The sequence below is a fragment of the Mesomycoplasma bovoculi M165/69 genome (genome assembly GCF_000524555.1).
In the GTDB taxonomy this organism is placed as follows: Bacteria; Bacillota_I; Bacilli_A; order Mycoplasmatales; family Metamycoplasmataceae; genus Mesomycoplasma; species Mesomycoplasma bovoculi.
The window spans coordinates 125,745-151,433 of the sequence record NZ_CP007154.1 but is presented as its reverse complement, the minus strand read 5'-3'; the positions used below and the strand labels follow the sequence as shown (position 1 = coordinate 151,433).

Genomic DNA, 25,689 nt, shown 5'->3' with positions numbered 1-25,689 from the left:
TTTTTAAAAAAAATTTTTTACAATTTTTGTATGAAAAAGATTTTTAAATATATTATAATTACAAGCCTGGTAATAGGCGTTAGTGTTGGTATTGGTTTTGGAGTTAAATATGCACTCCATCATAATAAGCAAAATTTTGAAGGCACTCTTGTTAATGTTTCCAAAACAAACAATAATAACCCAACTAGTGATGCTTCAAAATTGCCAAATTCTTCTAACGAAGAGACCAAATCTATAAGAATTGGTTTTTGAAATGTGCTTAACTATGTAAATAAAAATAATAGTGCAAAAAGTTTGGCTATTGCTGATGTTATTAATTACAATAAAGCTGATCTTGTTGGACTTGCAGAAATAAAACCAGAAAGCGATGGTTCCATAATTGTTGATTATTTAAACAAACTAGATCCAAAAGCAGAATGAAGCCAGCTAACAACAGATCCTGAAGGTAAAATAAATCAAAAAGAAAGATATACTTTTTTGTACAAAAAATCTTTGCTAGAAACTGTGGACTTCACTTCTCCTAAAACAAATCCTTATTTAATAGCTAAAACTGATTTTGAATTTGCAAGGCCTGTTGCTGCTGTAAAATTTCAAACAAAGGGTGATATTAAAAATGATTTTACTGTAGCTTTAGATCACTTTGATGCACCTGGACCTAAGAAAAAACGTAAGGGGAAAGATAGGGAAAAATCTAGTCGATTTTTTAGTGGACAAGGTGAACAAGAAGTTCAAGAAGGTGAACACCTAATTGATGCACTTAATTACATAGATGCCAATGATGGGCCAAATAATGAAATTATTTTTATGGGTGACACAAATATTAAGGGACCAAATCATAGTGGAGTTTTTGCTAGCACACTTAAAACATATAAATCTTTATTAACTCCAGATGACCTTAGTTCATTGAAAAATACAGAAATTGGATATGCAAACTCATATGATAAAATCTTCTACAAAGGAGATTTAAAAACAAAAGATGCAAAAGTCTTTGATTTGTGAAGTGTTTTTGATAAAAAAATTGTTAATGAAGCAACTTTTGCAGAATTAAAAAAGCAAGATGACAAAGAAAACCAATTAAAAAATATTATCTCTAAAATTCGTACAGGCATAAGCGATCATGCTCCAGTCTTTTTTACTTTAGAGCTTAATAAAAATGATAAAGATTAATTAAAAAAGTGTTTAAAATAAACACTTTTTTAATATTTGAATATATCAATAAATTTAAACTAATTTGAAAAAAGTTCTATTATATGCCACTATTTTACCTTTAATAGTTTGTAACACATCGGTTGCATTTAGTTTTTGTCCTTTAGTTTTTTCAATATTTGCTCAATCAATTTCCTGATTAATTCCAAAAATTTCTAAACTATAATTTCCTTGACCATTTGTCAAGCCAGGCAAAAATAACAAACCATATGAATGATCTATTAAATCAAAATCTGTAACATTTTTTCCTATAATAGATGCTATGGTTTCAGCACTTGGTCCTGCAAAAGTGTTTTGAATTTGTACTAAATCATCGCTTTTTTCAAAAGGATTGTTTCCTGCTAAAATAATAGTTTTATAACTGTCATTTGTTTTTTTAATACCAACCTTAACTCAACAAACTAGCCCTACTCCAAGTGAAGATGTTTCTGCAAAACTAGTAACTAAAATTACATATTCTTTAATATTTTGTGATTCACTATAAATTTCTAAATCAAAATTTTGAGCACCATAAATTAAGGAAGAAGCTTCTTTTCCAAGGTATTTTATATCTAAAAGATGATAATTATTACTTCGAGCTTGCAGTGCATTTGAATAAAAATTAATTTTGTCAAAACTAACAAAAAATTTACTTTGTTCTTCAGAAAGAGGCAAATTTAATTGATTTTCTGTGATTTCTAAAGGAATAATTCGACCTTCTTCCATCTTAGAACGAGTTCGATATAAGAAACTTGTAACACCTCAATCAACAACATGATTTTTAATTAATTCTAAAAACTGATCGTAAAATAAAGGTTGTTTTGGATCAAATGGAGAATTTTCTAAAATGTCATTAATATCTAAAGCAAAAACTTCTAAACGATAATTGTGGTCACAATCAGGTGGAAAAGGGCCAAAATAAACACCATTTGGATGGCTTTGGTAAAATGATTGCAACATATAAGCACTAGCTTTATCTGTTACACTATTTTCAAATTGAAATAGTTTATCTTTTTTTGCAAAAGATTCATCTCATTTTAATTTATTAGTTTTAATGTTAGTAGCCACTCAATGCACAAAAATAGCGCCAAGTGTGTTGGTTGACTCATAATCTATTAAAGTAACTGCATATGATTTTGCCCCTTTAACTTTGGATCAACTCAAAGGAAAACTAACAGAATTTCGAAAATCTCCACCTAAATTACCATTGCCAAATTGAGTATTTAATACTCCTTTCACAACATCAGGGATTTTGATTTCAATCATTATTTCTAATTATCCTTTAATAATGATGCATCAAAAGGTAATGGGAAACCTTGATCAACAGCTAAAACATTTCAAAGAGTGTGAACAAATAAATCTTTATTAAATTGTCAATTTTGTGGCTCAATTGTGTTATTTTCTGTTGTTAAAAAATTATTGATAGTAATTCTTCTAGTTAAACTAATTACCTTGATTTTTTTAGGATTATTGTTATTGCCTGATTTTTCAGCAGCATCTAATTCTTCAATAGAAAAATTTGGAGCTGTGATCAATACATTTGGGTCTACATTTTTAGGCTTGTTAGTGGTTTGCTCAACTAAATACAACTTATAAATTACATTTTCTAATTGGTTAGCTGAATTCGCTTTAGTTTGTGAATCTTGGAAAAAGTATGGTTTTAAATAAAACTTAATTTCTGTTTCATTGCCTTGGTTTTGTTTTATTTTTGCATCCTGAGTTTTTTGTTCATTTGGGTTTTTTGGATTTGTTTGTGTGTCTTGAGTTTTCGAATCTTCTTTATTTTCAACACTATTTTCAATTTTTTTATCTTTTTCTGTTGATTTATTTACATCTTTTTGATTATACTTCTTGTTTGCATCTTCAACCATTTGTTGAAAATAATTCATTAATTTATATTGCTGATCAAAAATAGATTTTTTAAAAATACCAAAATCAATACTTGTGTCTTTTAAAGAACCTTCTATTACTCCTTTAATATAGTTAAGTTTGTTAAAATCATAATCAAATCAAAAAGCATTTTCATGACCATTAGATGCATTCTCAATTACATCATCAAGATTAGCAAGTGAATTATGTGAAATAGGAACCACACTTGGTTTTTCATTTTTAGCTATTTCTGCTGCATAAGTTTTTTTAGCTAGTTGTAGTGCAAGTGAGTTGTATAAATATAGGGGATTAAAATTAATATTACCTTTATTAAAGCCTGCTCCATAATTATAAAATCAATTATAGCCTGTGATGATATCTTTTTTATTTTTTGAATATGTGCCTAATTCTCTTCATTTATCTAAGTATTCACTAGCATCCAAATAAGAGGTACCTTCATAAAATCTTTGTACATATTTTTTGAAACCATCATCATTTTTTTTAGAATCAAAATATGTCTGTCAATCTATTTTATTTATTGTATCAAATCTTTCATTATTTATAGAACGTATTATATTAGTTAATTTAGCAATGGTTTCTTTTGCTTTTTCATCATTTTGTGTTTGATTATCTATTGCTTTTAAATCATCTAGTGATTTGTCTAATTTAACTTTAAAATCAGCAAAACTATTTTGTTCATACACGCCAAAATCTGTATCTATTAAATTTGCTATTTCTTTTATTTTATTTATTGTTTCACTAAGTATTTCTTTATACTTAGCAGCATCTTCTATTTTGTTGCCAAGTTGACTAGCTGTTTGAAGCATATCATTAAATTTTCCATTTAAATTAGAAAAATTTTTGCCTACATAACTAGCTATAATTTGATAATAAAATGTGTCAACATTTTGTGTTTCAATCCCAAGTGGAACATCAATTATGTTTTTGAGTAATTCTTGAGGATTAATAGGTAAATTCTCTTTATTTTCTTGTGTTTTTTTATCTTGAATTGTAGCACAAGACACAAATGTAATTGGCACAAAGACTGAAGAACTTAAAAAGAGTAGTTTAGTTAAAGATTTTTTCATTATTGTCCTTTTTTAAAACCAAAAAATCTTCAATAAAAGCAAACTTGTCGTTTTGAATCCTCATTTAATGCTTGAATTAGCAAATTTTGATAATAGTTTTTAGAAAAAAATGGGATTAAACCTTTATAAATTAAGGTCAAGCCTTTTTTATCAAAGTAAATTTTACAATTTTTTACTGGTTCAAATAAAATTTTAGCACTATTATCTAATTTTTGTACTTCATTAATATTTAATTGGAAATCAAAACCTCTAAGTTTTGTTAATAAATTAAATTTTTTGAATTGTTTATCACCATTAAAATTAAAAACAACTTCTTGATTTTGTAAATTAAGTGAATTAACTATGTCTATTAATTTATCAAATTTTTTAATTGAAATTGTAGATATTTTTAATGAAAAAAACAAATTTTGCAGCGTGGGAACTACTCAAAAACCATTATTGTGATGATTTACTTTAACTTTAGTTATCCGATTAGATTTATTCATCTTTTAAAAAATTAGCTATACCTTTATTATCACAAGAGTCTGTTTGAAATGTAGCGGCTTCTCTAACCAATGGATCTGCTTGGCCCATAGCCACAGAATATTTAACTTGAGAAAACATTGGGATATCATTTTCTGCATCACCAAATGCGATTGTTTCTTCTAAATTTAAATTGTAATTTTCCTTTAAAAACAACAAGCCTTGACCTTTATCAAAACCTGACAACATAATATCAACAACTTCCTTTTGGCCTTGGACTAAATAAATATCCTCAATAGATTTGATAAGATTTTCAGCTTCTAAAAAATTAGATTCTTGACTATCTGATTTAACTAGTAAAAATTTTACTATTTTTTGATTATTTAAATTACTTCAATCATAACTTAGTAAGTCATAGTAATTTATAGGATTTTTCAAATCATCAGCAACGCTTTTATTATATTCTTCTAATTTATTAAATCAAAATCCCTTAGTTTTATTAGGACTAAAACCCAGCATTTTTTCAGTTGTGTATATCAAAAAAGTAATCTGTTTTTCTTTGAGTATTTGTATAATTTGTTCTATTTTTGACTTTGCAAAAAGCTTTGCATAAACAACTTCATCTTTAATGTAATCGTAAATCATTGCACCATTGCAGCTAATTATTGGATAATCTGGCTTAATTTCTGAATAATATTTTTTTGTATAATATCATGCGCGACCAGTACAAAAAATAATTTTTTTGCCTTTATTTTGAAGATTTTTCAAAGCTATAATCGATAAATTATCAATCACTTTTTTAGTCGTTAATAATGTTCCATCTAGATCAAAAACAAAATTTTTAACTTTAGAATTTATTTCTTTTTTTGTCATATTATTCACTAATAATTATTTTTAATTCTATTTATATTTATTTGATGTTTTTGTTCATAGGCATTGAAAATCATTTCATCAGTTCAACCTCGAAGTTTTGCAAAACCTAGAAAATAACTAAATAATTCACCTAAATTCTCAGCTGTTTTATTGTTTAACATATTTGTTGCTAAACTAAAAACTTTTTTAGTCTGGTCGTTTAAATCTCGAGAAGCAACAACTTTTTCTTCAATTTCAGAATCAACTTTAAAGTGCAAACAAGCTGAAGCTAAAAAGTGAATTGCATCAGCAAATTCCTCAATTTCTTTTTCATGATTGTTTTTTTTATGTTGTTTTCAATATTTAAAAGCTTCAATTTCATTGCAAAATTCAGCAATTTCAATAATTGCTGCAATAATAACTTGATCTTCTCAGTTAGAATCTTGTGAAAACCCAGGATTATTTTTTTCCTTGATATATTTACTAAAGCTTTTATCTAATTGTTCCTGTTTTAAAAATATTTGTTTTAAATTCATAATTATAATTTTACTATTTATTATAATTTAAACAAATGAAAATTAATTGATTTCCTGGCCATATGGCCAAAGGACTACGTTCTATTCATAAAAAAGCTTTATTAGCTGATCTTTTTATTGTTGTTTTAGATGGTAGGGCGCCACTAAGTAGTTATAATTATGAGTTAGATAAAATCTATCCAAACAAACCAAGATTGATTTTAATTACTAAAAGTGACTTATCTAATAAAACAAAAATTAATCAAGTTGTTGACCAATTGAAAAGTAAAAATAGTGAAGTTCTGATATTAAACCTAAAAGATACTAGTTCTAAAAAAATGATTTTTAGTAAATTAAATCTATTTTTACAACAAAAAGTTGATAAATTGAAAAATAAAGGCTTTATTAATACTGATTTAAAAATTTTTGTTGTTGGTATTCCAAATGGCGGTAAATCCACTTTGATTAATTTACTAACTAAATCAAAATTAAAAACTGCCAACATTCCTGGAGTAACCAGGTCTAATCAATGAATAAATGTTGGCAATTTCATGTTTTTAGATACTCCTGGAATTATGTTTCCAAAAATAGAAGATCAAACCAATGGTTTTAAGTTAATTATTTTAAATGCAATTCCAATTGATATTTTTGATTTAAAATTTTTAACTATTAATATTTATAAATTAATTTCAAATTGTTGCTCTAATATTTTGTCAGAATTAAATTTAGAACCATCAGAAGATGACTCTATTATTGAAAAAAATCTTGAAAAACTAGCTAAATTAAAAAATTTTTCTTCTAAAAATGGTTTTGATTTAAACAAAACTATGTATTGGTTTATTAATTTTATTAAAAATCAAAAATTATTTTTAGATTAATAAATTCTAACTTTCAAACAAATTAAAAATTAAAAACCCGAGATTATCTCGGGTTTTATTATTTTAAATATTATTTTTTTAAAATAAATTCAATCAATGATTTAGTCATTACACCAGTTGGAGTTCTTTTAACATCAGCTGTTCCAGCAATGTCAAGATGAAGGAAAGGTTTACCTTCACTAAACTCATCTAAAAACATTGCAGCAGATGAAGAACCTGCAGCTCCAGTTAAATCTGTGTTTTTTAAATCTGCAACACTAGATTTACGGATTTCCTGAGCAAAATCTTTATGAAGTGGCATTCTTCAAATTAATTCACCACTTTCTTTTGTTGCTTCATTAAAGGTTTTAAATAATTTGTCATCTGTTGCAAATGCACCAGTAAAGGTTTCACCAAGAGCCACTCTAATTGCTCCAGTTAATGTTGCAATAGTGATTACTTCAGAAGCTTTTAGTTCACGAATTGCATATGTCATTGCATCAGCAAGAACCAAACGGCCTTCAGCATCAGTGTTGTTAATTTCAACAGTTTTACCATTCATTGATTTTCAAACTGCATCTGGAGTATTTGCGTCTCCATTAACTCTATTGTCAGTTAAAGGTAAAACTGCACAAACATTTGCTACTGGAGCAAATTTAGCAATAGCGTCCATTGCTGCTGCTGAAATTATTGCTCCTGACATATCATATTTCATATTAGCCATATATGAAGATGGTTTTAAGTTATAACCACCTGAATCAAATGTGATTCCTTTTCCAACAAAAGCAGTTTTATGTTCAGAACCTGGAGAACCATTGTATTCAATTACCACTAATCTTGGTTCGTAAGTTGAACCTCTATTTACAGATAAGAATAAATTCATTTTTAGTTCTTTAATTTGTTCTGCATTTAAAACTCTAACAGTTAAATTAGGATTTTTAGATAATTTTTCTTCAATTTTTTTAGCTAAAAACTCAGAATTCGCAATGTTAGGTGGCATATTTTGATAGTGACGTGCAAAATTAACTGCTTGGTTAATAGTTTGGTACTTATCAACTAATGGTTTCAGTTTTTCAACATTTTTGCTTACAACAATAATATCTTTAAATTTTGCTTTAGTTTTTTCTGCATCTGAGCGAACTGAAAAAATATCTGATCTAACAAAAGCAACAACTTCAATCAAATATTTCAAGAAATTTGAATTGAATTTATCATAATCAATTTGAATATCACGTGGAAGTTGTGCAATTTTTGTTGCAAGTTGACGCATACGGTCTTTGGTAAGTTCTTTATTTTTATTGCCTAAAAAAATGTATGCTTTCTTTTCAGAAAGGAATTCAGTAATATGAAATTCTTCCTTAATTAAGTAAGGAATGTTGTCTTCATTGTATGCAGGTTCAAGTGTAATAATACTTGGTTCAAATTCATTTGCATATTTGATAAACACATCGATAAATTTTGTCATAATTTAATAGCCTTTGTTATATTTACTGAAATAATATTTTTTTAAAATTTTTAAAACAATATATTTTATATATTATAATCAAAAATTTAAAAATTAATTCTTTAAATTTTACCAAAAAAACAAAAAAATTTATAAAAATTAATTATAAAGGGTGAGCCTCTAAATAAAAAATGTTTTTTCCTTTTTCTGTCCATTTTTTTTCATAACTAGTTTGAATATTTTCTTGAGCAAAATATGATTGACTAATGTCATTTATTGAGTAGTCAATAACTCATTTATTTTCAACTAACGATTCCTTACTAAAGTTAAAAAAACTTTCACTATCTGTTTTTAATCTTAACTTACCATTTGAAGATAAAAGTTTTTGATACACATTTAAAAATGTTTTATAAGTTAATCGTCGTTTTAAATGTTTCTTTTTTGGTCAAGGATCACTAAAAGTTAGTCATATTTGATTTACTTTACCATCAACTCAATTGGGAACTTCAATTAAGTCTTTACATAAAACAAATAAATTTGTAGGATTTTGATTTTTGACAAATCTAGCAATTTTCACTGCTGCTGAAGGGAATTTTTCAATACCTAAAAATTTTTGATCTGGATTTTGTTGGGCCAAAGATGCAATCATTTCACCTTTTCCCATACCAACTTCTATAATTCAATTTTCATCAACTGAAATAGGTTTGGTGATTAATAAATTTAGTTCTTCTAATTTTTCAAGAGCATTGGGTATATTTTTTAATCTCATTTAATTTAACAAAATTGAATTTTAGTCTCTATTTGGACAATCAGGATGATGGTTACTTCTTAAATTAGCATGCTTGTCTAAAATTCCTGCTTCAATTTCTAAAATTGAAAAACTTTTGTGCTCAATATGGTTGTAATTTGAAGCAAAAACTTCACTTTTTTCTCAATCATTAATTTTAACTAAATAGCCATCTTTTTGGGTTCCTTTAAATATCATTAACAATGAAACCATGTTTCAAATAATAACAGCAATTAGTAAAAGAATACCAAATAGTGTGATTCCAAAAACTTTGTTAGAAATAACATCTTGTATTGTAGATGCATCATACATTGCTCTTGGAATAAATACACACAAAATAGCAACAAGAGTTAATCCTGTACGAATAATAGCTTGATTAATTCGACCTAAATATCACAAACCAGCACCAAACAATCCACCTACTGCTTCATAGAAAAAGGCTTGGCTTTGTAATAATCCGTCTTTTCTAACTTTAGATAATTTTTTCATTATATTCCCTTTTTTATTAAAAGTATACTACAAAAACATTTTTTTAGTTTGTTTTTGCAACTATGTTATATCTTTTTTTAAAAATTATAGTTAATTTTTTAAAAGTGACATAACTTTTTGTTTAGATGGTTTACTTGCTAAAAAAGTTCCAACAACAACAATATCCGCACCAGCTTCAAAAACTTTTTGAGCATTAGTGTCTTTAATTCCCCCATCAACTTGAATTAAAACATCTAATTTATGCTCATCAATATATCTTCTTAGTTGTGAAATTTTCTCATAACTTGTTTTAATGAATTGTTGTCCACCTTTGCCTGGATTAACTGACATAACTAAAATTAAATTTATTTTGTTTAACAAATACAAAATTGATTCCACTTGTGTCTCTGGTTTGATTGCTATTCCAATTTTAATTTTAGAACTAAATTCTGAAATTAAATATTCAATTTCATCTTTTGAAACACTTTCATAGTGGATGGTTGCATAGTCAATATGTGATATCAGTTGCTCAATGACTGGTTTTGGATTTACACACATTAAGTGAACATCACTTGTATATTTTGGAAATTTAGTAGTAATGTTTTGAATCTCTATAACAGAAATAGCTGTAGATTCAACAAATTGGGCATCCATGTAATCATAATGGATTCATTTAATTCCCAAATTAAATAGTGTTTGTGCTAATTTGACTCGTCTAGATTTACTTGCATTTAATAATGATGGACTAATAATCTTTTTCATCTTGTTTCCTTAAAAAATAAAGATAGTTTTGATATCTAAAAGGTAAAATTAATCCTTTTTCAACCTCTTGTTTTATAGCACAAATTTCTTTATTTTCTTGCATGTGCAAGCAAGTATTGAATTTACAATTTTTAGCTAATCTTGCAAAATCTGCAAATCCAATAGCTATTTGCTGTTTGTTTAGATTCACTTCAAAACTTGAAAAACCTGGAGTATCAATAATCTGAAAATTTTTATGTCGAATTATTTGAGTCACTCTAGTGGTGTGTTTTCCGCGATTTAGTGCTTTTGAAATGCTTTGTACTTTGTAATTTCCATTTGTAAGATTGTTGATAAAACTGGTTTTGCCAACTCCTGATTGACCCACCACAAAACATAATTTATTTTCTAACATTTGTAAAAATTCACTACAAATTTCTTGTTTATGATTAATAATAAAAAGTTTATAACCCATTTTTTGATAGTTTCAAATATCATCTTTAATTGAATCCACTAAGTCAGCTTTTGTGATGACAATTATAGGCTTAATTTGTTTATATTCAAACAAAAGCAAAAATTTGTCTATTAATAAAGATGAAAAATTAGGTTCAACAACTGAAGTGATAATTAAAGCTAAATCAATGTTAGCCACTTTTGGTCGATCTAAAAAATTTTGACGTGTTTTTACACTATGAACTAACCCTTGAGGATCAAAATCAACAATATCACCAACTAAAGGGGTTATGTTAGATTGTCTTAATTTACCACTACCTCGCAATAATTTATATTCTACTTGGTTTTCAAAGCTCAAAACATCATAAAAGCCTGAAATAATTCTTGTAATTCGACCTTCCACTAAGAATGCCTTTGTTGCTCATCGAGCAAAATTTTTTCAATTTTAGCAACACAATCATGAATATTATCATTAACAACATTATATTTGAATAAATTTTTTTGTTGAATTTCTTGCCTAGCTTTTGCTAATCTTTTTAAAACTTGTTCTTTTGTTTCTGTTAATCGATTTATCATTCTTTTTTCAAGTTCTTCTAATGATGGTGGTTCGATAAAAATAGTGATAAGTTCTTCGCTACGATTTTCATTCTTGTAGTTTTCAATAATTTGAAGAGCTCCAATTGTATCAATTTCTAACAAAGGCAAGTAACCATCATCTTGAATTTGTGAAATCTGAGATTTTAAAGTTCCATAGTAATTGTCAAAGTGAGAACTTCACTCTAAAAAATCAGAATTTTTAATTTTGGTTTCAAATTCTTGTTTAGAAATGAAGTAGTAATTTATCCCATGCACTTCATTTTCTCGTTTAGCACGTGTTGTTGCTGAAATAGAAAGTTTCATTTTGATTTTTTGATTTTTAAATAAAACAGATTCAATAGTTCCTTTACCAACCCCGGAAGGTCCAACTAAAATAATTAATTTATTCACTTATAACACCATTATTGTTTTGTAAAAAAAAGACAGTATTAGGCCCATATTTCTTGAGTTTTGCAATTTTAAAACCACCTTCTTCTAATGGAATTAATTTTGAACCTAAATTAGTTTTGTAGATTAAAAAACCATCATTGCTTAGCAATTCTAGTTTACTAATGTGAGCAAAACACTCTTTAGTTATTTGCTCATTTTTGTGTGGTGGATCTAAAAAAATAATATCAAATTTTTGACCCTTTACAAAAAAAAGAAGATCAACTGCACTTCTATTAAAAACCTGATAATCTTCAATTTTATATTTTTCAACAACTTCAACAATGTTGTTGAAAACAGATTTGTTCAATTCTGAAGCCAAAACCTGTGAAGCACCTCTCGAAACTGCTTCAATTCCTATCGCACCTGTTCCTGCAAACAAGTCTAAAACTTTTTTTCCCACTAAAAAAAATTGTAGGCTAGCAAAAATAGCCTCTCTAATGCGATCTGACATTGGGCGAACAATTTCAAAATCAGGATTTTTAATTTGAGCTCGTCGATATTTTCCAGAAATAATTCGAATCATAAATTAGCACAATTTTAGCACATTAATTGAACATATATGTATTTTCAATTAAAAAATTGTAAATAATTTCAAAACAAATGAAAGAATAATTGAAATTAATTTCTTTTAAAAAGATTGATAAGTCAAAATTTGACCAGTAAAAAATTGCAAGAGCTTCTTTTTTTATAGCTTTGTGCACTAAATTGTTTTCATGTTTTAAACACTGCATTCCCTTTTGAAAATCGAAATTTACCAAATTTTGATTTGTTCCACAAAAGTAACATTTATTAAAATTGGTTACAAAACCTTGAAGTCTAATTCACTGAATAAGTAGATAAACAATTATTGCTTGATAATTGTGATTATTGAGACTTAATAAAGCTTGTTCTAAAAAAGCAAATAGTTTAGGTAAATAATTTGGTAAAAGTGTTAATTTACTCAATATTTGTCAAACTTGAATACCAAAATTTTGGTCTAAATTTAATTCTTTAACTAAGTGGGCTTTTTTAAGTTTTGAAACCTTTCCATCTTGTCTTGCCAAAAAAATTTCAAACTCAGCCAAAGTACCTAAATTTAAACTAGTTCGATTTTTACTTGTGGGCCTAAGTGTTCCCAAAGCTATAAAACTAATAATTCCTGTCGAAGTTGCAATTTTTACAATTTGATCAAAATCACTATAATTTTGAGTAGAAATTACAATTCCTTTAATAATTTTTTCAGGCATATTTACAAATATTAAAAAAACCCCAAGGGGGTTTTGAAAAAAAGATTAAACAAATTCTCAGATTAATGAGATATGGTGGCTCCGACAGGAATCGAACCAGTGACACACGGTGCTTCAAACCGTTGCTCTACCTACTGAGCTACAGAGCCATGGCGGTCTAGACGGGGATCGAACCCGCGATCTCCTCCGTGACAGGGAGGCGTATTAGCCACTTTACCACTAGACCATTGGTTGCGGAGACTGGATTCGAACCAGTGACCTTTGGATTATGAGCCCAACGAGCTTCCACCTGCTCTACTCCGCTATATTACTTTTCATATTTTTGGCGGGCAATGAGGGATTCGAACCCCCGCGGGCTTTAACACCCCTGCCAGTTTTCAAGACTAGTCCCTTCAGCCACTTGGGTAATTGCCCAAACTGGTGGACACAACTGGATTCGAACCAGTGACAAGCCGGTTATGAGCCGGTTACTCTAACCAGACTGAGTTATGCGTCCAAGATAAAAATATGAATAAGATTTTTTTTTTTTTTTGGTGGCTCCAAAGAGACTTGAACTCTTGACCTTTCGGGTATGAACCGAACGCTCTAGCCAGCTGAGCTATAGAGCCATAATGGTGGAGAGGAAGGGAGTCGAACCCTCTACCTCCTGCGTGCAAAACAGGCGCTCTAGCCAGATGAGCTACCCCCCCATAATGGTGAAGAAGACAGGATTCGAACCTGCGACCACTACGTCCCAAACGTAGCGCTCTACCAAGCTGAGCTACTTCTCCATATGCATTTTTTCAAAAGCAAAAAAAGATTATAACACATTTTTGAAAAAATTTTAAAAAAAAGTAGATTAACTTGATTTTTTTATAAATCCTGCTTAATTAATTAATAATGTTATAATTTTACAACAATTATGCTAATTTTAGATATTATTTTTAACATTATTTTTTTAATAGTAGGATATTTGATAGGTTCTATTAACTTTTCTATTATTTTTTCAAGTAAAATTTTTAAAAAAGATATAAGAAAACTTGGTTCTGGCAATGCTGGTTCAACTAATGTTTTAAGAGTTTATGGTAAAAAATGAGCAATTCTAACATTAATAATTGATGCTTTAAAAAGTATTGTATCTATTTTAATTGCTTTCATTTTTTATAAGTATGTTCCTTTTTTTGATCAACTTGTGCCAATAATTGCAGGAATAGGGGCTGTTTTAGGCCATATTTTTCCAGTCTGGCATAGATTTAAAGGTGGAAAAGGGGCCGCAACTTTGCTGGGTTGTTTTGTGGCTTTTAACATAGTTTTAACTTTAATAGGGTTTGTTGTTTTTATTGCTATTGTTTTTCTTTGACGTTATGTTTCTTTAGGTTCAATTTTAGCTCCACTAATTATAATATTATTAGCTTTTATTCCTTGATTTACTACAGGAGAATTAGGATTTTTAAATAATAAAAAAGTGGATTACTTTATTCATCCACTTTTAATGTTATTTGCACATTTATTTGTTATTTTTTCACATAAACCAAATTTAGTGAGATTGTGAAACAAAACTGAAACTAAATTTGGTAAATCTAAAAAATAATTAAATGTGTCCTAATTTACGTAAAGTTTTTTTAGTTTTAGCGCTAACTTTTAAAGTTATTTTTTGACCATTTTCATTTTTAATAACAACTTTTTGTAAGTTAACATTAAATTTACGTTTGGTTGCCTTTAAAGAGTTAGGTCTATTATTCCCACTCATTGGCCCAACATTTGTAAGAGCGTCTCTTCTTGCCATTTTTTTCCTATTTATTTATTAAATTATTTTGCATTTTGTGCAAGTTTTACAATTTCTGAAAATGCTTGAGGTTGTTGAATTGCAAGCTCAGAAAGCATTTTACGATTAATTTGAATTTCAGCTTTTTTAATACCATTCATTAGTTGTGAATAACTGATCCCTTGTTCACGAGCTGCTGCATTAATACGGCTAATTCAAAGTTTACGAAATTCACGTTTTACTTGTTTACGGTCACGGAATGCATAAGTTCATGATTTAACAACAGCTTGTTTTGCAACTTTGTAACCTATAGACTTATGACCTCAGTATCCTTTAGCTTCTTTTAGTCATTTTTTACGACGTTGACGAGTAACGGCTCCACCTTTAACTCTCATAATTAATTCCTTTCAAATTGAATATTAATAAAAATTTAAATTATTTAAGAATTAAATCTTTTAATCTTTTTGCATCACCACTTGACATTAGTGCTGATTTTCTTGAGTGACGTTTTTGTTTAGTTGATTTGTTTTGAGCAAGGTGAGAACGAAAAGCATGTTTGTGCTTAATTTTCCCACTTGCTGTAACTTTAATACGTTTTTTAAGAGCTGATTTGCTTTTAGCTTTGATTTTCATTATTAGCTTGTAACTCCTTTTCGATTTCTAATAATTCTTTTAATTGTTTAGAAGAAGTGATTTTAGGAATTTTTTTCTTGTCACGTTCTAAATGCATATTAAGAAAATTACCATTTTGATTTATTTCTTTGCTCAATTTAGCAATATACTTAACTTCTTCAAAAAATTGATTTAGAACTTGTTTTCCTTGTTCGATTTTGGTAATCTCACGACCACGAAAACGCAAAGCCACTTTTACGCGGTCTCCATCAAGAAGAAATTCTTTGGCTTTTTTAGCTTTAATTTTGATATCTTGTAAGTTTATACTAAATGACATTCGAATTTCACGGTTGACAGTAAAAGATTGTTTTTCTTTTTCTGATTTGTGTTTTTTCTTATTATCATAACGAAACTTACCATAATCAAGAATTTTTGCGATTGGTACATTTACAACTTTACCATCGCGTCCCTCTACTTCTTTAATAGAAACTAAGACAAGATCTAAACCTCTTTCTTTAGCTAATTCAATTGCTTGGCTAGTTGGCATATTACCAATTTTTTCATTGTTATCATCAATTACATAAACATTTGGAAAACGAATATTTTTGTTGGTTTGGTGATCAAATGTTGGTTTAGATCGAGAAAAAAATTTTGGATTCAATAGGAATTTACTCCTTAAGTAGTTTTACTACACTTTCTAAATTTAAAAATAAAAAAGCGGATTCGAAATCCGCTATATTGAAAAAAACAATAATTTTTAATTAAAAAATTAAAGTTATTATTTTTTCTAATTAACCCACAGCCATTTGGCCATCAGGTGAGAGCGAATCTTCTTTCTTGCAATAAAATGCAACTTTAATTGTACTATATTTATTAATTTTTAATAAGTAAATTCTGTTACTTTTTCATTTTCAACAACTAGGAATGTATCTCCTGGTTGAACTCCAAAAGGTTTTAAAACTTCTCTAGCAAGTTTGTAATCGCTTTTAATTGCTTGAAAATCTGCTAGTGAATTTAGTGAAACAAACACTGAAGATGTAATTCCAAATCCGCCAATTAAATCAGGATTGTTAAGCACACCAATAACGGCAGTGTTTGGGCGAAACTTAGCAATAGTTTTTAGTAATTCACCTGTTCTTGAAAGCACAATAGTATATTTAATTTCACGGTCTTGTGTAATATGTGCAAGTTTATGAGCTATTTTAGCACGATGACCAACTGAATTTTCAGTAATTACGGCCAATTGTTTATCATAAAATAATTTGTTATAAAACTCACGTTCTGCTCTTTTATTAATAGTTGCCATAACTTGAACAGATTCAAGGGGAAATTGACCTTGAGCTGATTCACCAGAAAGCATTGTTGCATCAGCTCCAAGTTCAGTTGCTCAATAAACATCAGAAACTTCTGCTCGTGTAGGTTGGGCTGATTTTTCCATTGAATCAAGCATTTGTGTTGCTACAACAACAGTTTTCCCTGCAAAACGACATTTACGAATAATTCTTTTTTGTTGATAAGGAACTTCTTGAAAAGGAACTTCGAGTCCTAAATCTCCTCGAGCAACCATAATCCCATCAGAGTACTCAATAATTTTATCAATGTTTTCAAGTCCTAATGTGGATTCAATTTTAGAAATAATTTGAATGTGTTTTCCACCATTTTCATCTAATAATTTACGTAATTCTAAAACATCTTCTGGTGTATTAACAAAAGAAGCAGCTACATAATCAACTTTTTGTTGTATTCCAAATAACACATCTTTTTTATCTTTTTCAGATAAAAAAGGTAGCGAGAAAACCACTCCTGGCATATTTAGACGTTTATTAGATCTTAAAAAGTGAGCATTTTTAGTTCTTACTTTAACTTGGTTTTTAAAAATTTCAACCACAATAGATTGTAACTTTCCATCATCAAAAAGTACTTGATCACCAACTTTTAAGTCATTATCAATTTGGTGAGAAACTGTGATAACTGAGCTAGTTCCTTCAAAATTTTGATAATCATTTGTACTTGTTAAAACAATCAATTCTTGATTGGCAGATATTTGTTGTCCACCATTTAACATTTTTCCAACACGAATTTCTGGTCCTTTAGTATCAAGCATAATTGAAATAGGAATGTTTAATTCGTGTGAAGCTTTTTTAGCATTTTCAAATTTATTTTGCTGTTCTTCATATGAACCATGAGAAAAATTAGCTCTAATTGTGGTTACACCAGCTAAAATTAACTTTTTAAGAACTTCATAATCTTGAGTAGAAGGACCCACTGTAGCAATAATTTTGGTTCTTTTTGAAATGAAATCTTGCATATCGTATAGCATAAATTGTTCAACCTTTTTGTGAATTTTTATATTTTGCAAGTAAACAAAATGTGTATGAGCAATAACTCTTATTGAAAATAATACCACAAAAAAATAATTTGTGAATTTAAAAGTTTTTTTATTCTTTTAAAAAATCTTCTTTATTTGCTTATTAAAAGAATGTTTATCCAACTTTTTTTATAACAAAAAGCACACTCTATCTGTTTCTTTTCTTAATTCTTATATTAGTATATTTTTTAAAAAAATATATTTACAAAATGACAACCTATTAAAGTTGTATTATCGACTAGAATTCAACAAAAACCATATTAAAATAAATATTTCCCTGGATTTTAAAGTTCAGTTATATTAAATTGGTAATTATCTAAATTGTTAATTTTATCTACAATAACAAAATGAGTTGTTGATGAAAAACCAAGACTAGGTGAAACTGCTATTAATTGACTTTCTTTTGGTTCAATATGTTTATATTCAAATTCAATGTTGATTTTATTATTAACAATCTCTAAATTTTTAATTCAATATCCCGATCCTTTAATTACTCAATTATCTGAGTGGGTTTGGAAATCCAAACCATTAACAACCAATATTGATTTTGAGCTAAAATCAAATTCTTTAAATGCTTGTTTAAATTCACTAGCTTCAAGTTTGTTTAAATCTTCAAATCTATTAACAATGCGAAAAATTTTATTTTTATTCAAAAGAATGTTGTTGCTTTGTCAATCACTAGCAATTTTTAATTTTATTTCTTCAATCTTATTTAACAGTTGTTCTCTTTTTTTTCGTTTCAACAGTAAGGATTGAAAACTTTTTTCATCAGATTTTACATCAGAAAATTCATAATATTGCTTTTCAATTTTTTTAATTTCATCAAAAGAATCAGAATATTTTGTTTTAAAATTATCATCAATTATTCTTTTTCTCTCTAGTAAAGAAAACAAATTTAATACCCTCACAATCTTCCTTCAGAGAAACTTCCGAAATTAGGACTGTGTAACCTTAAAACTTTTAGTCCATTTTTATTTTCAGATTTTGATCAATATGATTCATTTGTCAATTCATTATGCTTAACACATGATACAACTATTCATGGAATTGAAACTAAAAGCGATAAACTAGCCAAAGGAATTATAAATTTTCGTTTATATCTTAACATAAGTAAATGCTACACCTCTTTATTTTTATTTATATCTGAATTATTTTATTATAATAATGACTAAATTTGCTTGTTTTATTATTCATTTTTAAAAATTTTTTTAAATTTTTTGAATTTTTATTTTTTAAAATTACTATATAATCTTTAGTTCTTTTTCAAATTCTTGCTCTAACTGCACTTTTAAGTTGAAAGCCTTATTCAATTCATAATTTGAAACAAAAAATGTTAAGTCTATTTGTTCAATATCTGATTTATTTGTGTATTTATTGTTGTGTAAAACAATTTGTTCCAAATTAATTCACTTAAATGAATTTAATATTCTAAATAAATCACCAAATTCAATTTCTAATGAATTGGAATTTTCAAATAAATCAAAATTTTTATAAAAATCAAGAGTTAATGTTGAAAATTCAATTGATTTTGAGTTACTTGATAAATCAAAATCACCTCAAATATGAACTTTTTTGGGTTCATTGGTTGCAAAAGCAAAATTATCTAACAAAATCTCTTTTTTTCGAAAAATCAACTCATCTAAAGGATTAGACTCTAAAACATCATAACCCAATTTGTCCACTCAAGATTCTAAGTCTATTTTTGATATTTTATTAAAAGCAAATGAACTATTATCTATCATTTTTAGTGTAGAAGGTATTTCTAATTTTGAAATTAAATTATTTTCAAAAGCAGATTCACCAATTTCTTTCAATCCAAAAGGTAAAACTACACTCTTTATTTTATTTAGCATAAAAGCGGATTGCCCAATTTTTTCTAAGGTTTTTGGCAAAATTAATTTCTTGATTTTTAAATTCAAGGCTGAAAAAGCAAAATCATCAATTTTGCTAATTTCTAGCATTGACAAGTCCAAAATATCTTTATCAAAATAGGTTGGGTCTTGCAAAAGTTCTAAAGCATTGGCTCTAGAAATAGTATTTTTGATTGAATTTTTCACTTTTTTTCCATTTTTTTTAATTTTTTTAATTTTTTTCTCATCTTATAACGAAAGGAGGTCAAATGAAACCAAATACTAATTTTGTAAAATTAAATGAACAAGAAAAGTATGAAAAAGGTGGAGCTGGATTTGCAGCTCAAATTCCTAATATCATTCTTTTAGCAAATGCTCTTGGTCCTTTATTTTTATCATTAATTGGTGGAGTCAAATCATTCTTTAGTCACTCTGGTGAAGCTAAAATTAATAAAGACTCTTCAATTAAATGAGATGGCAGCAGTCCTAAAGCAGGAAGTTCAGCTGCTGGTCCAAAAGACACAAAACAACCTATATACTTTATTTATTAATTCTATTATTTGTTGATTAAATATTTTTATTTTTATTTTTTTTCGTTACTTATAAACAACTTTAGATAATTGCTCATTATCAAATTCTAAAATAAATTTTTCAATTAAATTAATTGCTGCTTCAATATCTTTTAGACTCACTACCCCATAAGTTGAGTGAAGGTATCTTTGAGGAATTGAAATGCTTACAGTTGGAGTTCCATATGCAGAAAATTGTAGTTCATCAGCATCTGTTCCACCACCTTGTGAAACATATTTGTAAAAAGGAATTGAATATTTTTTAGCTATTTTTTCCAAAATTTTAACAATTTTAGGGTCCATCATAGTTCCTGCATCAGCCACACTGATAGCAACACCTGCACCTAATTTTTGAATTCCTGGTATTGCACCTTCTGTATCATGTGAGGCTCCAGTATCTATAGCAAAAGCAATAGTTGCATCATATTTTTTAGCAACCATCTTCGCACCACGACTACCTACTTCTTCTTGAACAGTTCCAACTAGAATTGGGTTGTTAGGTAAATCTTTGTTTGCAAGACGGTGTGCTAACTCATCAATGACAACCACTCCTGAGCGGTTGTCTATTGCTTTTCCTGCAACAAAATCCTTGTTATTAAATAAGAATGTCTCATTTTTTAAATAAATTCTATCACCTGGTTGAACCCCGGCTTCTTCTGCTTCTTTTTTAGATGAAAAGCCAAAATCTACAAACAAATCACTTACTTTTAAAGCTTCTTTAATTTTATGTGATTCTAAAATGTGAACAGATGTGTGACCTACAACACCAAAAAATTCTTTATCAGTTGATGTAATTAATTGCACTTTTGCACCAATTAAAACATTCCCCCATATTCCACCAACAGATTTAACTTTAATAAATCCTTTTTCAGTGACATCCAAAACCATTAATCCAATTTCATCCATATGAGCTGCAACAAGGATTTTTATTTTTTTATCTTTATTTTGTTTAGTTTGAATAATTAATGAACCTAAACCATCACGTTCATAATCAACAGGTAGATTATGGGTGCTTTCTTTTAACTTAGCAACCACATCATCTTCAAAACGTGACATCCCATCAATTTCTGTATATTCTTTAAGTTTTTTAAATAAATTTTCATTGTAAGTATTCATAAAATTCTCCTAGATAAATGAAAATATTTTACCAAAAAATCTATAAACATCAATTGATTGGTTTGATTAATTGACTTTTTAAAAACTCATTTATCTCTATAAAAATTTTTGATCCTAAAAAGCTTATATGTGCACTATATGGTGATGGATGAGACAATGCAAAAACTTTTTGATTAGATAAATCTATGTTTTTACACATTTCAAAAGCATTTTTTCCTAACAATAAAAAAACAACATTTTTTTTATTTTCTACTATAAAATTCAACAAGTTTTTTGTAAAATCTTGCCAACCTAAGTTTGAATGTGAATTAGGTCTGCCTTTCTCTACAGTAAGAACGATATTGTGCAAAAGCACTCCTTGCTTTGCTCATTCTTTTAAATCACCATTACTTTTTTTACAAGAAAAACAACTATCTAATTCTTTAAAAATATTTTTAAGTGATGGTGGCAAAATTTTATTTTGAGTTGAAAAAGCTAAACCATCTGCCATTTTTGGTGTATGATAAGGATCTTGCCCTAAAATTACAACTTTTAAATTTTCAAATTTACAAAATTTAAGTGAATTAAACAAATCACTTTTAGAAGGGAAAACTTCACCATTTTTGTATAATTCATTCACTTTTGCCAATAAATCTAAAAAATAAGGTTTTGTCTTTTCTAGGTTTATAAAATCTGAAAAAGTTACTAATTTATTATTCATAATTCATATAAGTTTAATACTAACCACTTATTTTTTCAAAAAAAATAAGGAAAATCCTAGTAATTTAAAATAAAATTGTATATAATTTTTAAGTTACTTCTTAGACTAAAAAAATTCAAATTTGAATTATTAAAGCATAGTAACCATTCTGAAAAGGCTTAAGCGTAGCGCCTCAAAGATGATATTAAACACAAGGAGTTTTATGTTTGCAATTATTAAAACTGGTGGAAAACAGTTAATAGTTAAAAAAGATGAAACTATTTTTATTGAAAAAATAGAAGGTGAAGTTGGACAAGAAATTGAATTTTCTGAAGTTCTATTCATTAATGGGAAAGTAGGAAAACCTTTTGTTGAAAATGCAAAAGTTGTTGGTACTATTGAGAAACAAGGAAAAAGTAAAAAAATTGTTGTTTATCGTCACAACCCTAAGTCCACTCACAAAAGAAAATTAGGTCATAGACAACCTTATACTAGAGTAAAAATTACAAGTTTGAAAGGATAATTCGAAATGGCAAAGACTAAAGCAGGTGGTTCTACCAAGAACGGCCGTGATTCCAAAGGGAGACGGCTAGGCATCAAATTAAGTGATGGTCAATTTGCAACAACAGGTTCAATTATCTTTAGACAAAGAGGAACTAAAATTTTTCCTGGTAAAAATGTTGCAAGAGGTAATGACGACTCACTATTTGCTTTGATTGATGGTTTTGTAAAATTTGAAACCATTAGAAAGCGTAAATATGCTTCTGTTTACACTGAAAGAGTGTAAATTATCAATTTTTAAATAAAAAAAAGTTCTAAATTTAGAACTTTTTTTTATTTCAAATTTATTTTTTTGGTATATTTTTAAAATTATGAAATACCTAAAAATTAAATTAGTAGATAGATCTACTCTAACATATGAACTAGAAGAAGATGGCCAAAAAGGAGATAGATTTTCTTTTAATAATGAATTAAATCTGTTTATCGAAGAACAAAAAAAACAAATTGTAGAGCAAACAAGAAAAACTACAATTGATGATGTTTTACAAAATCACTCTGAAGTCAAACAAATGCGTGAGCAAATTATTTTTTTAACAAAGAAAAATGAAGAAAGTAATGAAAAAGTTGCTCATAGTCAAAGACAAATTAGCGAATCTGCTAATGCCCACAAGATGGAAATTTTTCAATTAAAAGAAAAAATTAACACCTTAGAAACTACTAAAGACAATGAAATTCAAAAAGAAATTGCAACACAACAATCAAAACTACGAGAAGAATTTGAAAACAAAAATTCTGAATTAATTCAAAAATTTTATCAACAAAAAGAAGCTCTTACCAATCAAATAAAAGAAAAAGAAGCAAATTTAATTAACCAACTAAACCAAGAAAAATTAAAATTTCAAGAAGAAATGGATGAAAAAATTAAACATGCAGCTAAAATTAAATTGGAAGAAGAACTTGAACTAAGAACTCAAGTGTATGTGGAAAAAATCAAATCATTAGAAGAGCAAAACAAATCATTGCAAGAAGATGTTGATAAATTTCGTGAAAGAAATGTGAATTCAAAATTAATTGGTGAAGGACTAGAGCAATGAATTTTAGAAAATTACAACAGAATTTATCCTAGCATTGATACAAGTAGTGAAGAATTTAGCTTTACTTTAGTAAAAGACAACACTGTGGTAGAAGGTGAAGATGGAGCCACAAAAGCTGATTTCATTTACACAATTAACAATAATAAAACAGGACAAGAGAATACAATTATAGTTGAAGCTAAAAGTGAATCAAAAAACAAAGAAGGAAATCAAAAAAATGCAAGTTTTTTCCGTAGATTAGAATCTAATCGTAAGAAAAAAGGTGCAAAATATGGAATTTTAGTTACTGAATTAGAAGATAAAAATTACTTTACAATTGAAAAAGTTCCTGGATATGAAAAATTGTATATGTGTAGACCTTATTTCTTTTTATCTTTTTTAAATATTTTAAAAACCTTCATAATTAAAGAATCTAAAATAAATGAAATTAGTTGAAACTTTGAGGAAAGCAGCAAAATTTTAGAGATTTTTAATAAATGAAAAGAAGATAAGATTATGAAACTGGCTGAAAAAATTAAAGATAAGCTAGAAAAAATTATTGAAAATGCAGAAGATATAAATAAATTAGCTGATAAAATAACCAAACAGGCCGATAATATTCGAAGTGCTATAGATGAAATAATAAGCAAACATAGTAAAAAATTAACTGATGAAATAGAATCATTTAACATAACTAGAAAAATTATTAAACCCATTGAAAAAATAGAAAACAATAATTAAGAAAAAAATACACCAAATAATAAGTTTGGTGTATTTTTTTTAAGTTTTTAATAAAAAAGAGTTAGTTTTCTAACTCTTTTTTTAGGTCTTTAAAAAGATATGGGGTAGATGACGGGGATCGAACCCGCGTATGTCGGAACCACAACCCGATGCGTTAACCACTTCGCCACATCTACCATATGAACCCTTTGAAAAACAAAGGGCATATAAATTGTGTAATTACTATTTGTTAATTAAATAGCCAAATTAAATTATAAATTATTTTTTATTTTTATCAATAAAATTGTGTTGTTTGTTGAAATCTTAGGTAAATTACTCAAAGTACTTTAAAAATTCTGAAAAACCTTCTTTTTCCAAATCCTCTTTAGGTATAAAACGCAAAGAGGCAGAATTTATACAATAACGCAATCCGCCTTTTTCTTTTGGCCCATCTGTAAACACATGGCCCAAATGTGAATCAGCATTTTTGGACCTAACTTCTGTATATACCCGGCCTGGATATGAAAAATCAGGAACTTCTACTACTAAATCATTGTTAATTGGTGCGGTAAATGCTGGTCATCCAGAACCAGAATTATATTTGGTTGTTGATAAAAACAAAGGTGTTCCATCAACAATATCAACATAAATTCCATCTTTATAATTGTCATTATATTCATTTTCGAAAGGTTTTTCTGTATGACTTTCCTGAGTTACTTTGTATTGCAATTCGGTTAAATGATCTAGTTTTTTCTTGTTAATTGGCATATTTACCTTTTATCTAGTCTAGTTAAATTATTTACTATAGAACTCAACAATCAATGATTCTTTAATTTCAGGATTTAATTCACTACGTTCTGGAAAACGAATGAATTTAGCACTGAAGTTTTTAGCATCGGTTTCAACTCAAGCAGCAGGAGTTTTAGTTTCTAAAGCTTTTAAAATTTGGTCATTTTTACGAATTTTTCCTTCTTTTTTAGTTGATAATTCAAATGTATCACCTATTTTTAATTGAATTGAAGGAATATTAACTTTTTTACCATTTAATGTAAAGTGACCATGATTAACTAATTGGCGTGCTTGCTTACGAGTTTCAGCAAAACCTGCACGATAAACAAGATTATCAAACCTTGACTCTAATGCTCTTAAGAAGTTAGTTCCGGCAACCCCTTGCTTTTTAGTTGATTTAATGAATGTGTTACGGAATTGTTTTTCACTAATTCCATACATAAAACGAACTTTTTGTTTTTCATTTAGGTGTAAACCATACTCAGAAAGTTTAGCACGACGTGTTGGACCATGTTGTCCTGGTGCATAACGACGTTGTTTCCCTTTTGCAAATTCTTTTCCTGTTTCTAAAATTGAAAAATTAAAACGACGTGATTTTTTGAATACTGGACCAGTATATCTTGACATAATTCTCCTTGGTTTAAAAATTTTTACATTTAATTAAATCCAGAGAATAAATAATTCTTTGTATAATT

At 27.8% G+C, this 25,689-nt stretch carries 31 protein-coding genes and 9 tRNA genes; 7 read left to right on the top strand and 33 right to left on the bottom strand.

Annotated elements, in window-relative coordinates:
- Nucleotides 1-30 precede the first annotated feature (30 nt).
- On the top strand, nucleotides 31-1,167 hold the full coding sequence (locus MYB_RS00775) for an endonuclease/exonuclease/phosphatase family protein (protein ID WP_022934952.1): 1,137 nt from the start codon (nucleotides 31-33) through the stop codon (nucleotides 1,165-1,167).
- 54 nt (nucleotides 1,168-1,221) lie between these two features.
- Here MYB_RS00775 and MYB_RS00770 read toward each other — a convergent pair whose 3' ends face one another.
- The 5 genes from MYB_RS00770 to MYB_RS00750 are packed head-to-tail and all read right to left on the bottom strand — an operon-like array spanning nucleotide 1,222 to nucleotide 5,992.
- Nucleotides 1,222-2,451 (bottom strand): YbhB/YbcL family Raf kinase inhibitor-like protein, encoded by a 1,230-nt coding sequence (locus MYB_RS00770; protein ID WP_022934951.1) that lies wholly within the window; start codon nucleotides 2,449-2,451, stop codon nucleotides 1,222-1,224.
- 5 nt (nucleotides 2,452-2,456) lie between these two features.
- Nucleotides 2,457-4,142: a hypothetical protein gene (locus MYB_RS00765; RefSeq protein WP_022934950.1), complete on the bottom strand. Its 1,686-nt coding sequence runs from the start codon at nucleotides 4,140-4,142 to the stop codon at nucleotides 2,457-2,459.
- The gene (locus tag MYB_RS00760; protein WP_022934949.1) at nucleotides 4,142-4,627 is read right to left on the bottom strand and encodes an MPN499 family protein; all 486 of its coding nucleotides are present in this window, start codon (nucleotides 4,625-4,627) and stop codon (nucleotides 4,142-4,144) included. Before MYB_RS00760 ends, MYB_RS00765 begins: the two co-directional genes overlap by 1 nt.
- The gene (locus MYB_RS00755) at nucleotides 4,620-5,477 is read right to left on the bottom strand and encodes a Cof-type HAD-IIB family hydrolase (protein ID WP_022934948.1); all 858 of its coding nucleotides are present in this window, start codon (nucleotides 5,475-5,477) and stop codon (nucleotides 4,620-4,622) included. Before MYB_RS00755 ends, MYB_RS00760 begins: the two co-directional genes overlap by 8 nt.
- Before the next feature lie 8 nt (nucleotides 5,478-5,485).
- A complete protein-coding gene (locus tag MYB_RS00750) occupies nucleotides 5,486-5,992 on the bottom strand; it encodes a dUTP diphosphatase (RefSeq protein ID WP_022934947.1) in 507 nt (168 codons plus the stop codon).
- A 62-nt stretch (nucleotides 5,993-6,054) separates the two neighbouring features.
- On the opposite strand from MYB_RS00750, the gene ylqF reads away from it, so the two are divergent.
- A complete protein-coding gene (ylqF, locus tag MYB_RS00745; RefSeq protein ID WP_022934946.1) occupies nucleotides 6,055-6,849 on the top strand; it encodes a ribosome biogenesis GTPase YlqF in 795 nt (264 codons plus the stop codon).
- Nucleotides 6,850-6,919: 70 nt separating this feature from the next.
- Here the strand turns inward: ylqF and MYB_RS00740 are convergent, their stop codons facing one another.
- The 16 genes from MYB_RS00740 to MYB_RS00665 form a co-directional block, all read right to left on the bottom strand.
- A complete protein-coding gene (locus MYB_RS00740; protein ID WP_022934945.1) occupies nucleotides 6,920-8,293 on the bottom strand; it encodes a M17 family metallopeptidase in 1,374 nt (457 codons plus the stop codon).
- Nucleotides 8,294-8,435: 142 nt separating this feature from the next.
- Nucleotides 8,436-9,041 carry a tRNA (guanosine(46)-N7)-methyltransferase TrmB gene (gene trmB / locus MYB_RS00735; RefSeq protein WP_022934944.1) on the bottom strand — a complete coding sequence of 202 codons (606 nt, stop codon included), beginning with the start codon at nucleotides 9,039-9,041 and terminating at the stop codon, nucleotides 8,436-8,438.
- 21 nt (nucleotides 9,042-9,062) lie between these two features.
- Nucleotides 9,063-9,548 carry a hypothetical protein gene (locus MYB_RS00730; RefSeq protein ID WP_022934943.1) on the bottom strand — a complete coding sequence of 162 codons (486 nt, stop codon included), beginning with the start codon at nucleotides 9,546-9,548 and terminating at the stop codon, nucleotides 9,063-9,065.
- 90 nt (nucleotides 9,549-9,638) lie between these two features.
- On the bottom strand, nucleotides 9,639-10,289 hold the full coding sequence (locus MYB_RS00725) for a ribulose-phosphate 3-epimerase (RefSeq protein ID WP_022934942.1): 651 nt from the start codon (nucleotides 10,287-10,289) through the stop codon (nucleotides 9,639-9,641).
- Nucleotides 10,273-11,124: a ribosome small subunit-dependent GTPase A gene (gene rsgA, locus MYB_RS00720; RefSeq protein ID WP_022934941.1), complete on the bottom strand. Its 852-nt coding sequence runs from the start codon at nucleotides 11,122-11,124 to the stop codon at nucleotides 10,273-10,275. The genes MYB_RS00725 and rsgA overlap by 17 nt, the downstream gene beginning before the upstream one ends.
- On the bottom strand, nucleotides 11,124-11,708 hold the full coding sequence (gmk, locus tag MYB_RS00715; RefSeq protein ID WP_022934940.1) for a guanylate kinase: 585 nt from the start codon (nucleotides 11,706-11,708) through the stop codon (nucleotides 11,124-11,126). The genes rsgA and gmk overlap by 1 nt, the downstream gene beginning before the upstream one ends.
- On the bottom strand, nucleotides 11,701-12,270 hold the full coding sequence (rsmD, locus tag MYB_RS00710) for a 16S rRNA (guanine(966)-N(2))-methyltransferase RsmD (protein WP_022934939.1): 570 nt from the start codon (nucleotides 12,268-12,270) through the stop codon (nucleotides 11,701-11,703). The genes gmk and rsmD overlap by 8 nt, the downstream gene beginning before the upstream one ends.
- Before the next feature lie 22 nt (nucleotides 12,271-12,292).
- Nucleotides 12,293-12,973: a DNA repair protein RecO gene (recO, locus tag MYB_RS00705; RefSeq protein ID WP_022934938.1), complete on the bottom strand. Its 681-nt coding sequence runs from the start codon at nucleotides 12,971-12,973 to the stop codon at nucleotides 12,293-12,295.
- Nucleotides 12,974-13,046: 73 nt separating this feature from the next.
- Nucleotides 13,047-13,122 (bottom strand) — tRNA-Phe (locus MYB_RS00700).
- A 1-nt stretch (nucleotide 13,123) separates the two neighbouring features.
- Nucleotides 13,124-13,199: transfer RNA gene (locus MYB_RS00695), tRNA-Asp, on the bottom strand.
- Between the two features lie 2 nt (nucleotides 13,200-13,201).
- Nucleotides 13,202-13,277 (bottom strand) — tRNA-Met (locus MYB_RS00690).
- Nucleotides 13,278-13,296: 19 nt separating this feature from the next.
- A tRNA-Ser gene (locus MYB_RS00685) sits at nucleotides 13,297-13,387 on the bottom strand.
- 4 nt (nucleotides 13,388-13,391) lie between these two features.
- Nucleotides 13,392-13,469 (bottom strand) — tRNA-Ile (locus tag MYB_RS00680).
- A gap of 35 nt (nucleotides 13,470-13,504) precedes the next feature.
- Nucleotides 13,505-13,581: transfer RNA gene (locus MYB_RS00675), tRNA-Met, on the bottom strand.
- A 4-nt stretch (nucleotides 13,582-13,585) separates the two neighbouring features.
- Nucleotides 13,586-13,662, bottom strand: a tRNA-Ala gene (locus MYB_RS00670).
- Nucleotides 13,663-13,666: 4 nt separating this feature from the next.
- Nucleotides 13,667-13,743: transfer RNA gene (locus MYB_RS00665), tRNA-Pro, on the bottom strand.
- A gap of 182 nt (nucleotides 13,744-13,925) precedes the next feature.
- On the opposite strand from MYB_RS00665, the gene plsY reads away from it, so the two are divergent.
- Nucleotides 13,926-14,543, top strand: a complete 618-nt coding sequence (plsY, locus tag MYB_RS00660) for a glycerol-3-phosphate 1-O-acyltransferase PlsY (RefSeq protein ID WP_236612628.1) — start codon at nucleotides 13,926-13,928, stop codon at nucleotides 14,541-14,543.
- Here plsY and rpmB read toward each other — a convergent pair whose 3' ends face one another.
- The 7 genes from rpmB to MYB_RS00625 all read right to left on the bottom strand — a co-directional run bounded on the left by rpmB (nucleotide 14,544) and on the right by MYB_RS00625 (nucleotide 19,754).
- The gene (gene rpmB, locus MYB_RS00655) at nucleotides 14,544-14,738 is read right to left on the bottom strand and encodes a 50S ribosomal protein L28 (RefSeq protein WP_022934936.1); all 195 of its coding nucleotides are present in this window, start codon (nucleotides 14,736-14,738) and stop codon (nucleotides 14,544-14,546) included. It abuts the gene before it with no gap.
- 23 nt (nucleotides 14,739-14,761) lie between these two features.
- Nucleotides 14,762-15,112, bottom strand: coding sequence for a 50S ribosomal protein L20 (gene rplT / locus MYB_RS00650; protein WP_022934935.1), 351 nt, complete (start codon nucleotides 15,110-15,112; stop codon nucleotides 14,762-14,764).
- Between the two features lie 40 nt (nucleotides 15,113-15,152).
- Nucleotides 15,153-15,353, bottom strand: a complete 201-nt coding sequence (gene rpmI, locus MYB_RS00645; protein WP_025279590.1) for a 50S ribosomal protein L35 — start codon at nucleotides 15,351-15,353, stop codon at nucleotides 15,153-15,155.
- Nucleotides 15,334-15,990 carry a translation initiation factor IF-3 gene (gene infC / locus MYB_RS00640; protein WP_022934933.1) on the bottom strand — a complete coding sequence of 219 codons (657 nt, stop codon included), beginning with the start codon at nucleotides 15,988-15,990 and terminating at the stop codon, nucleotides 15,334-15,336. The genes rpmI and infC overlap by 20 nt, the downstream gene beginning before the upstream one ends.
- A 219-nt stretch (nucleotides 15,991-16,209) precedes the next feature.
- Nucleotides 16,210-17,637, bottom strand: a complete 1,428-nt coding sequence (gene pyk / locus MYB_RS00635; protein ID WP_025279589.1) for a pyruvate kinase — start codon at nucleotides 17,635-17,637, stop codon at nucleotides 16,210-16,212.
- Between the two features lie 344 nt (nucleotides 17,638-17,981).
- Complete coding sequence (locus tag MYB_RS00630; RefSeq protein ID WP_022934931.1) at nucleotides 17,982-18,605, bottom strand: hypothetical protein; 624 nt, start codon at nucleotides 18,603-18,605, stop codon at nucleotides 17,982-17,984.
- A gap of 333 nt (nucleotides 18,606-18,938) precedes the next feature.
- On the bottom strand, nucleotides 18,939-19,754 hold the full coding sequence (locus MYB_RS00625) for a leucine-rich repeat domain-containing protein (RefSeq protein WP_022934930.1): 816 nt from the start codon (nucleotides 19,752-19,754) through the stop codon (nucleotides 18,939-18,941).
- 62 nt (nucleotides 19,755-19,816) lie between these two features.
- On the opposite strand from MYB_RS00625, the gene MYB_RS00620 reads away from it, so the two are divergent.
- Nucleotides 19,817-20,098, top strand: coding sequence for a hypothetical protein (locus tag MYB_RS00620; protein ID WP_022934929.1), 282 nt, complete (start codon nucleotides 19,817-19,819; stop codon nucleotides 20,096-20,098).
- 45 nt (nucleotides 20,099-20,143) lie between these two features.
- Here the strand turns inward: MYB_RS00620 and MYB_RS00615 are convergent, their stop codons facing one another.
- Nucleotides 20,144-21,232 carry a M42 family metallopeptidase gene (locus MYB_RS00615; protein WP_022934928.1) on the bottom strand — a complete coding sequence of 363 codons (1,089 nt, stop codon included), beginning with the start codon at nucleotides 21,230-21,232 and terminating at the stop codon, nucleotides 20,144-20,146.
- Nucleotides 21,233-21,272: 40 nt separating this feature from the next.
- Nucleotides 21,273-21,932: a uracil-DNA glycosylase gene (locus MYB_RS00610; protein ID WP_022934927.1), complete on the bottom strand. Its 660-nt coding sequence runs from the start codon at nucleotides 21,930-21,932 to the stop codon at nucleotides 21,273-21,275.
- A gap of 202 nt (nucleotides 21,933-22,134) precedes the next feature.
- On the opposite strand from MYB_RS00610, the gene rplU reads away from it, so the two are divergent.
- The 3 genes from rplU to MYB_RS00595 all read left to right on the top strand — a co-directional run bounded on the left by rplU (nucleotide 22,135) and on the right by MYB_RS00595 (nucleotide 24,226).
- Nucleotides 22,135-22,434 carry a 50S ribosomal protein L21 gene (rplU, locus tag MYB_RS00605; protein ID WP_022934926.1) on the top strand — a complete coding sequence of 100 codons (300 nt, stop codon included), beginning with the start codon at nucleotides 22,135-22,137 and terminating at the stop codon, nucleotides 22,432-22,434.
- 6 nt (nucleotides 22,435-22,440) lie between these two features.
- Nucleotides 22,441-22,698: a 50S ribosomal protein L27 gene (gene rpmA / locus MYB_RS00600; RefSeq protein ID WP_022934925.1), complete on the top strand. Its 258-nt coding sequence runs from the start codon at nucleotides 22,441-22,443 to the stop codon at nucleotides 22,696-22,698.
- 85 nt (nucleotides 22,699-22,783) lie between these two features.
- A complete protein-coding gene (locus MYB_RS00595; RefSeq protein ID WP_022934924.1) occupies nucleotides 22,784-24,226 on the top strand; it encodes a DUF2130 domain-containing protein in 1,443 nt (480 codons plus the stop codon).
- A gap of 100 nt (nucleotides 24,227-24,326) precedes the next feature.
- Here the strand turns inward: MYB_RS00595 and MYB_RS00590 are convergent.
- The 3 genes from MYB_RS00590 to rpsD all read right to left on the bottom strand — a co-directional run bounded on the left by MYB_RS00590 (nucleotide 24,327) and on the right by rpsD (nucleotide 25,621).
- Nucleotides 24,327-24,402 (bottom strand) — tRNA-His (locus MYB_RS00590).
- A 136-nt stretch (nucleotides 24,403-24,538) separates the two neighbouring features.
- Nucleotides 24,539-24,973: a peptide-methionine (R)-S-oxide reductase MsrB gene (gene msrB, locus MYB_RS00585; RefSeq protein WP_022934923.1), complete on the bottom strand. Its 435-nt coding sequence runs from the start codon at nucleotides 24,971-24,973 to the stop codon at nucleotides 24,539-24,541.
- Nucleotides 24,974-25,000: 27 nt separating this feature from the next.
- On the bottom strand, nucleotides 25,001-25,621 hold the full coding sequence (gene rpsD / locus MYB_RS00580; RefSeq protein WP_022934922.1) for a 30S ribosomal protein S4: 621 nt from the start codon (nucleotides 25,619-25,621) through the stop codon (nucleotides 25,001-25,003).
- Nucleotides 25,622-25,689: the final 68 nt, after the last annotated feature.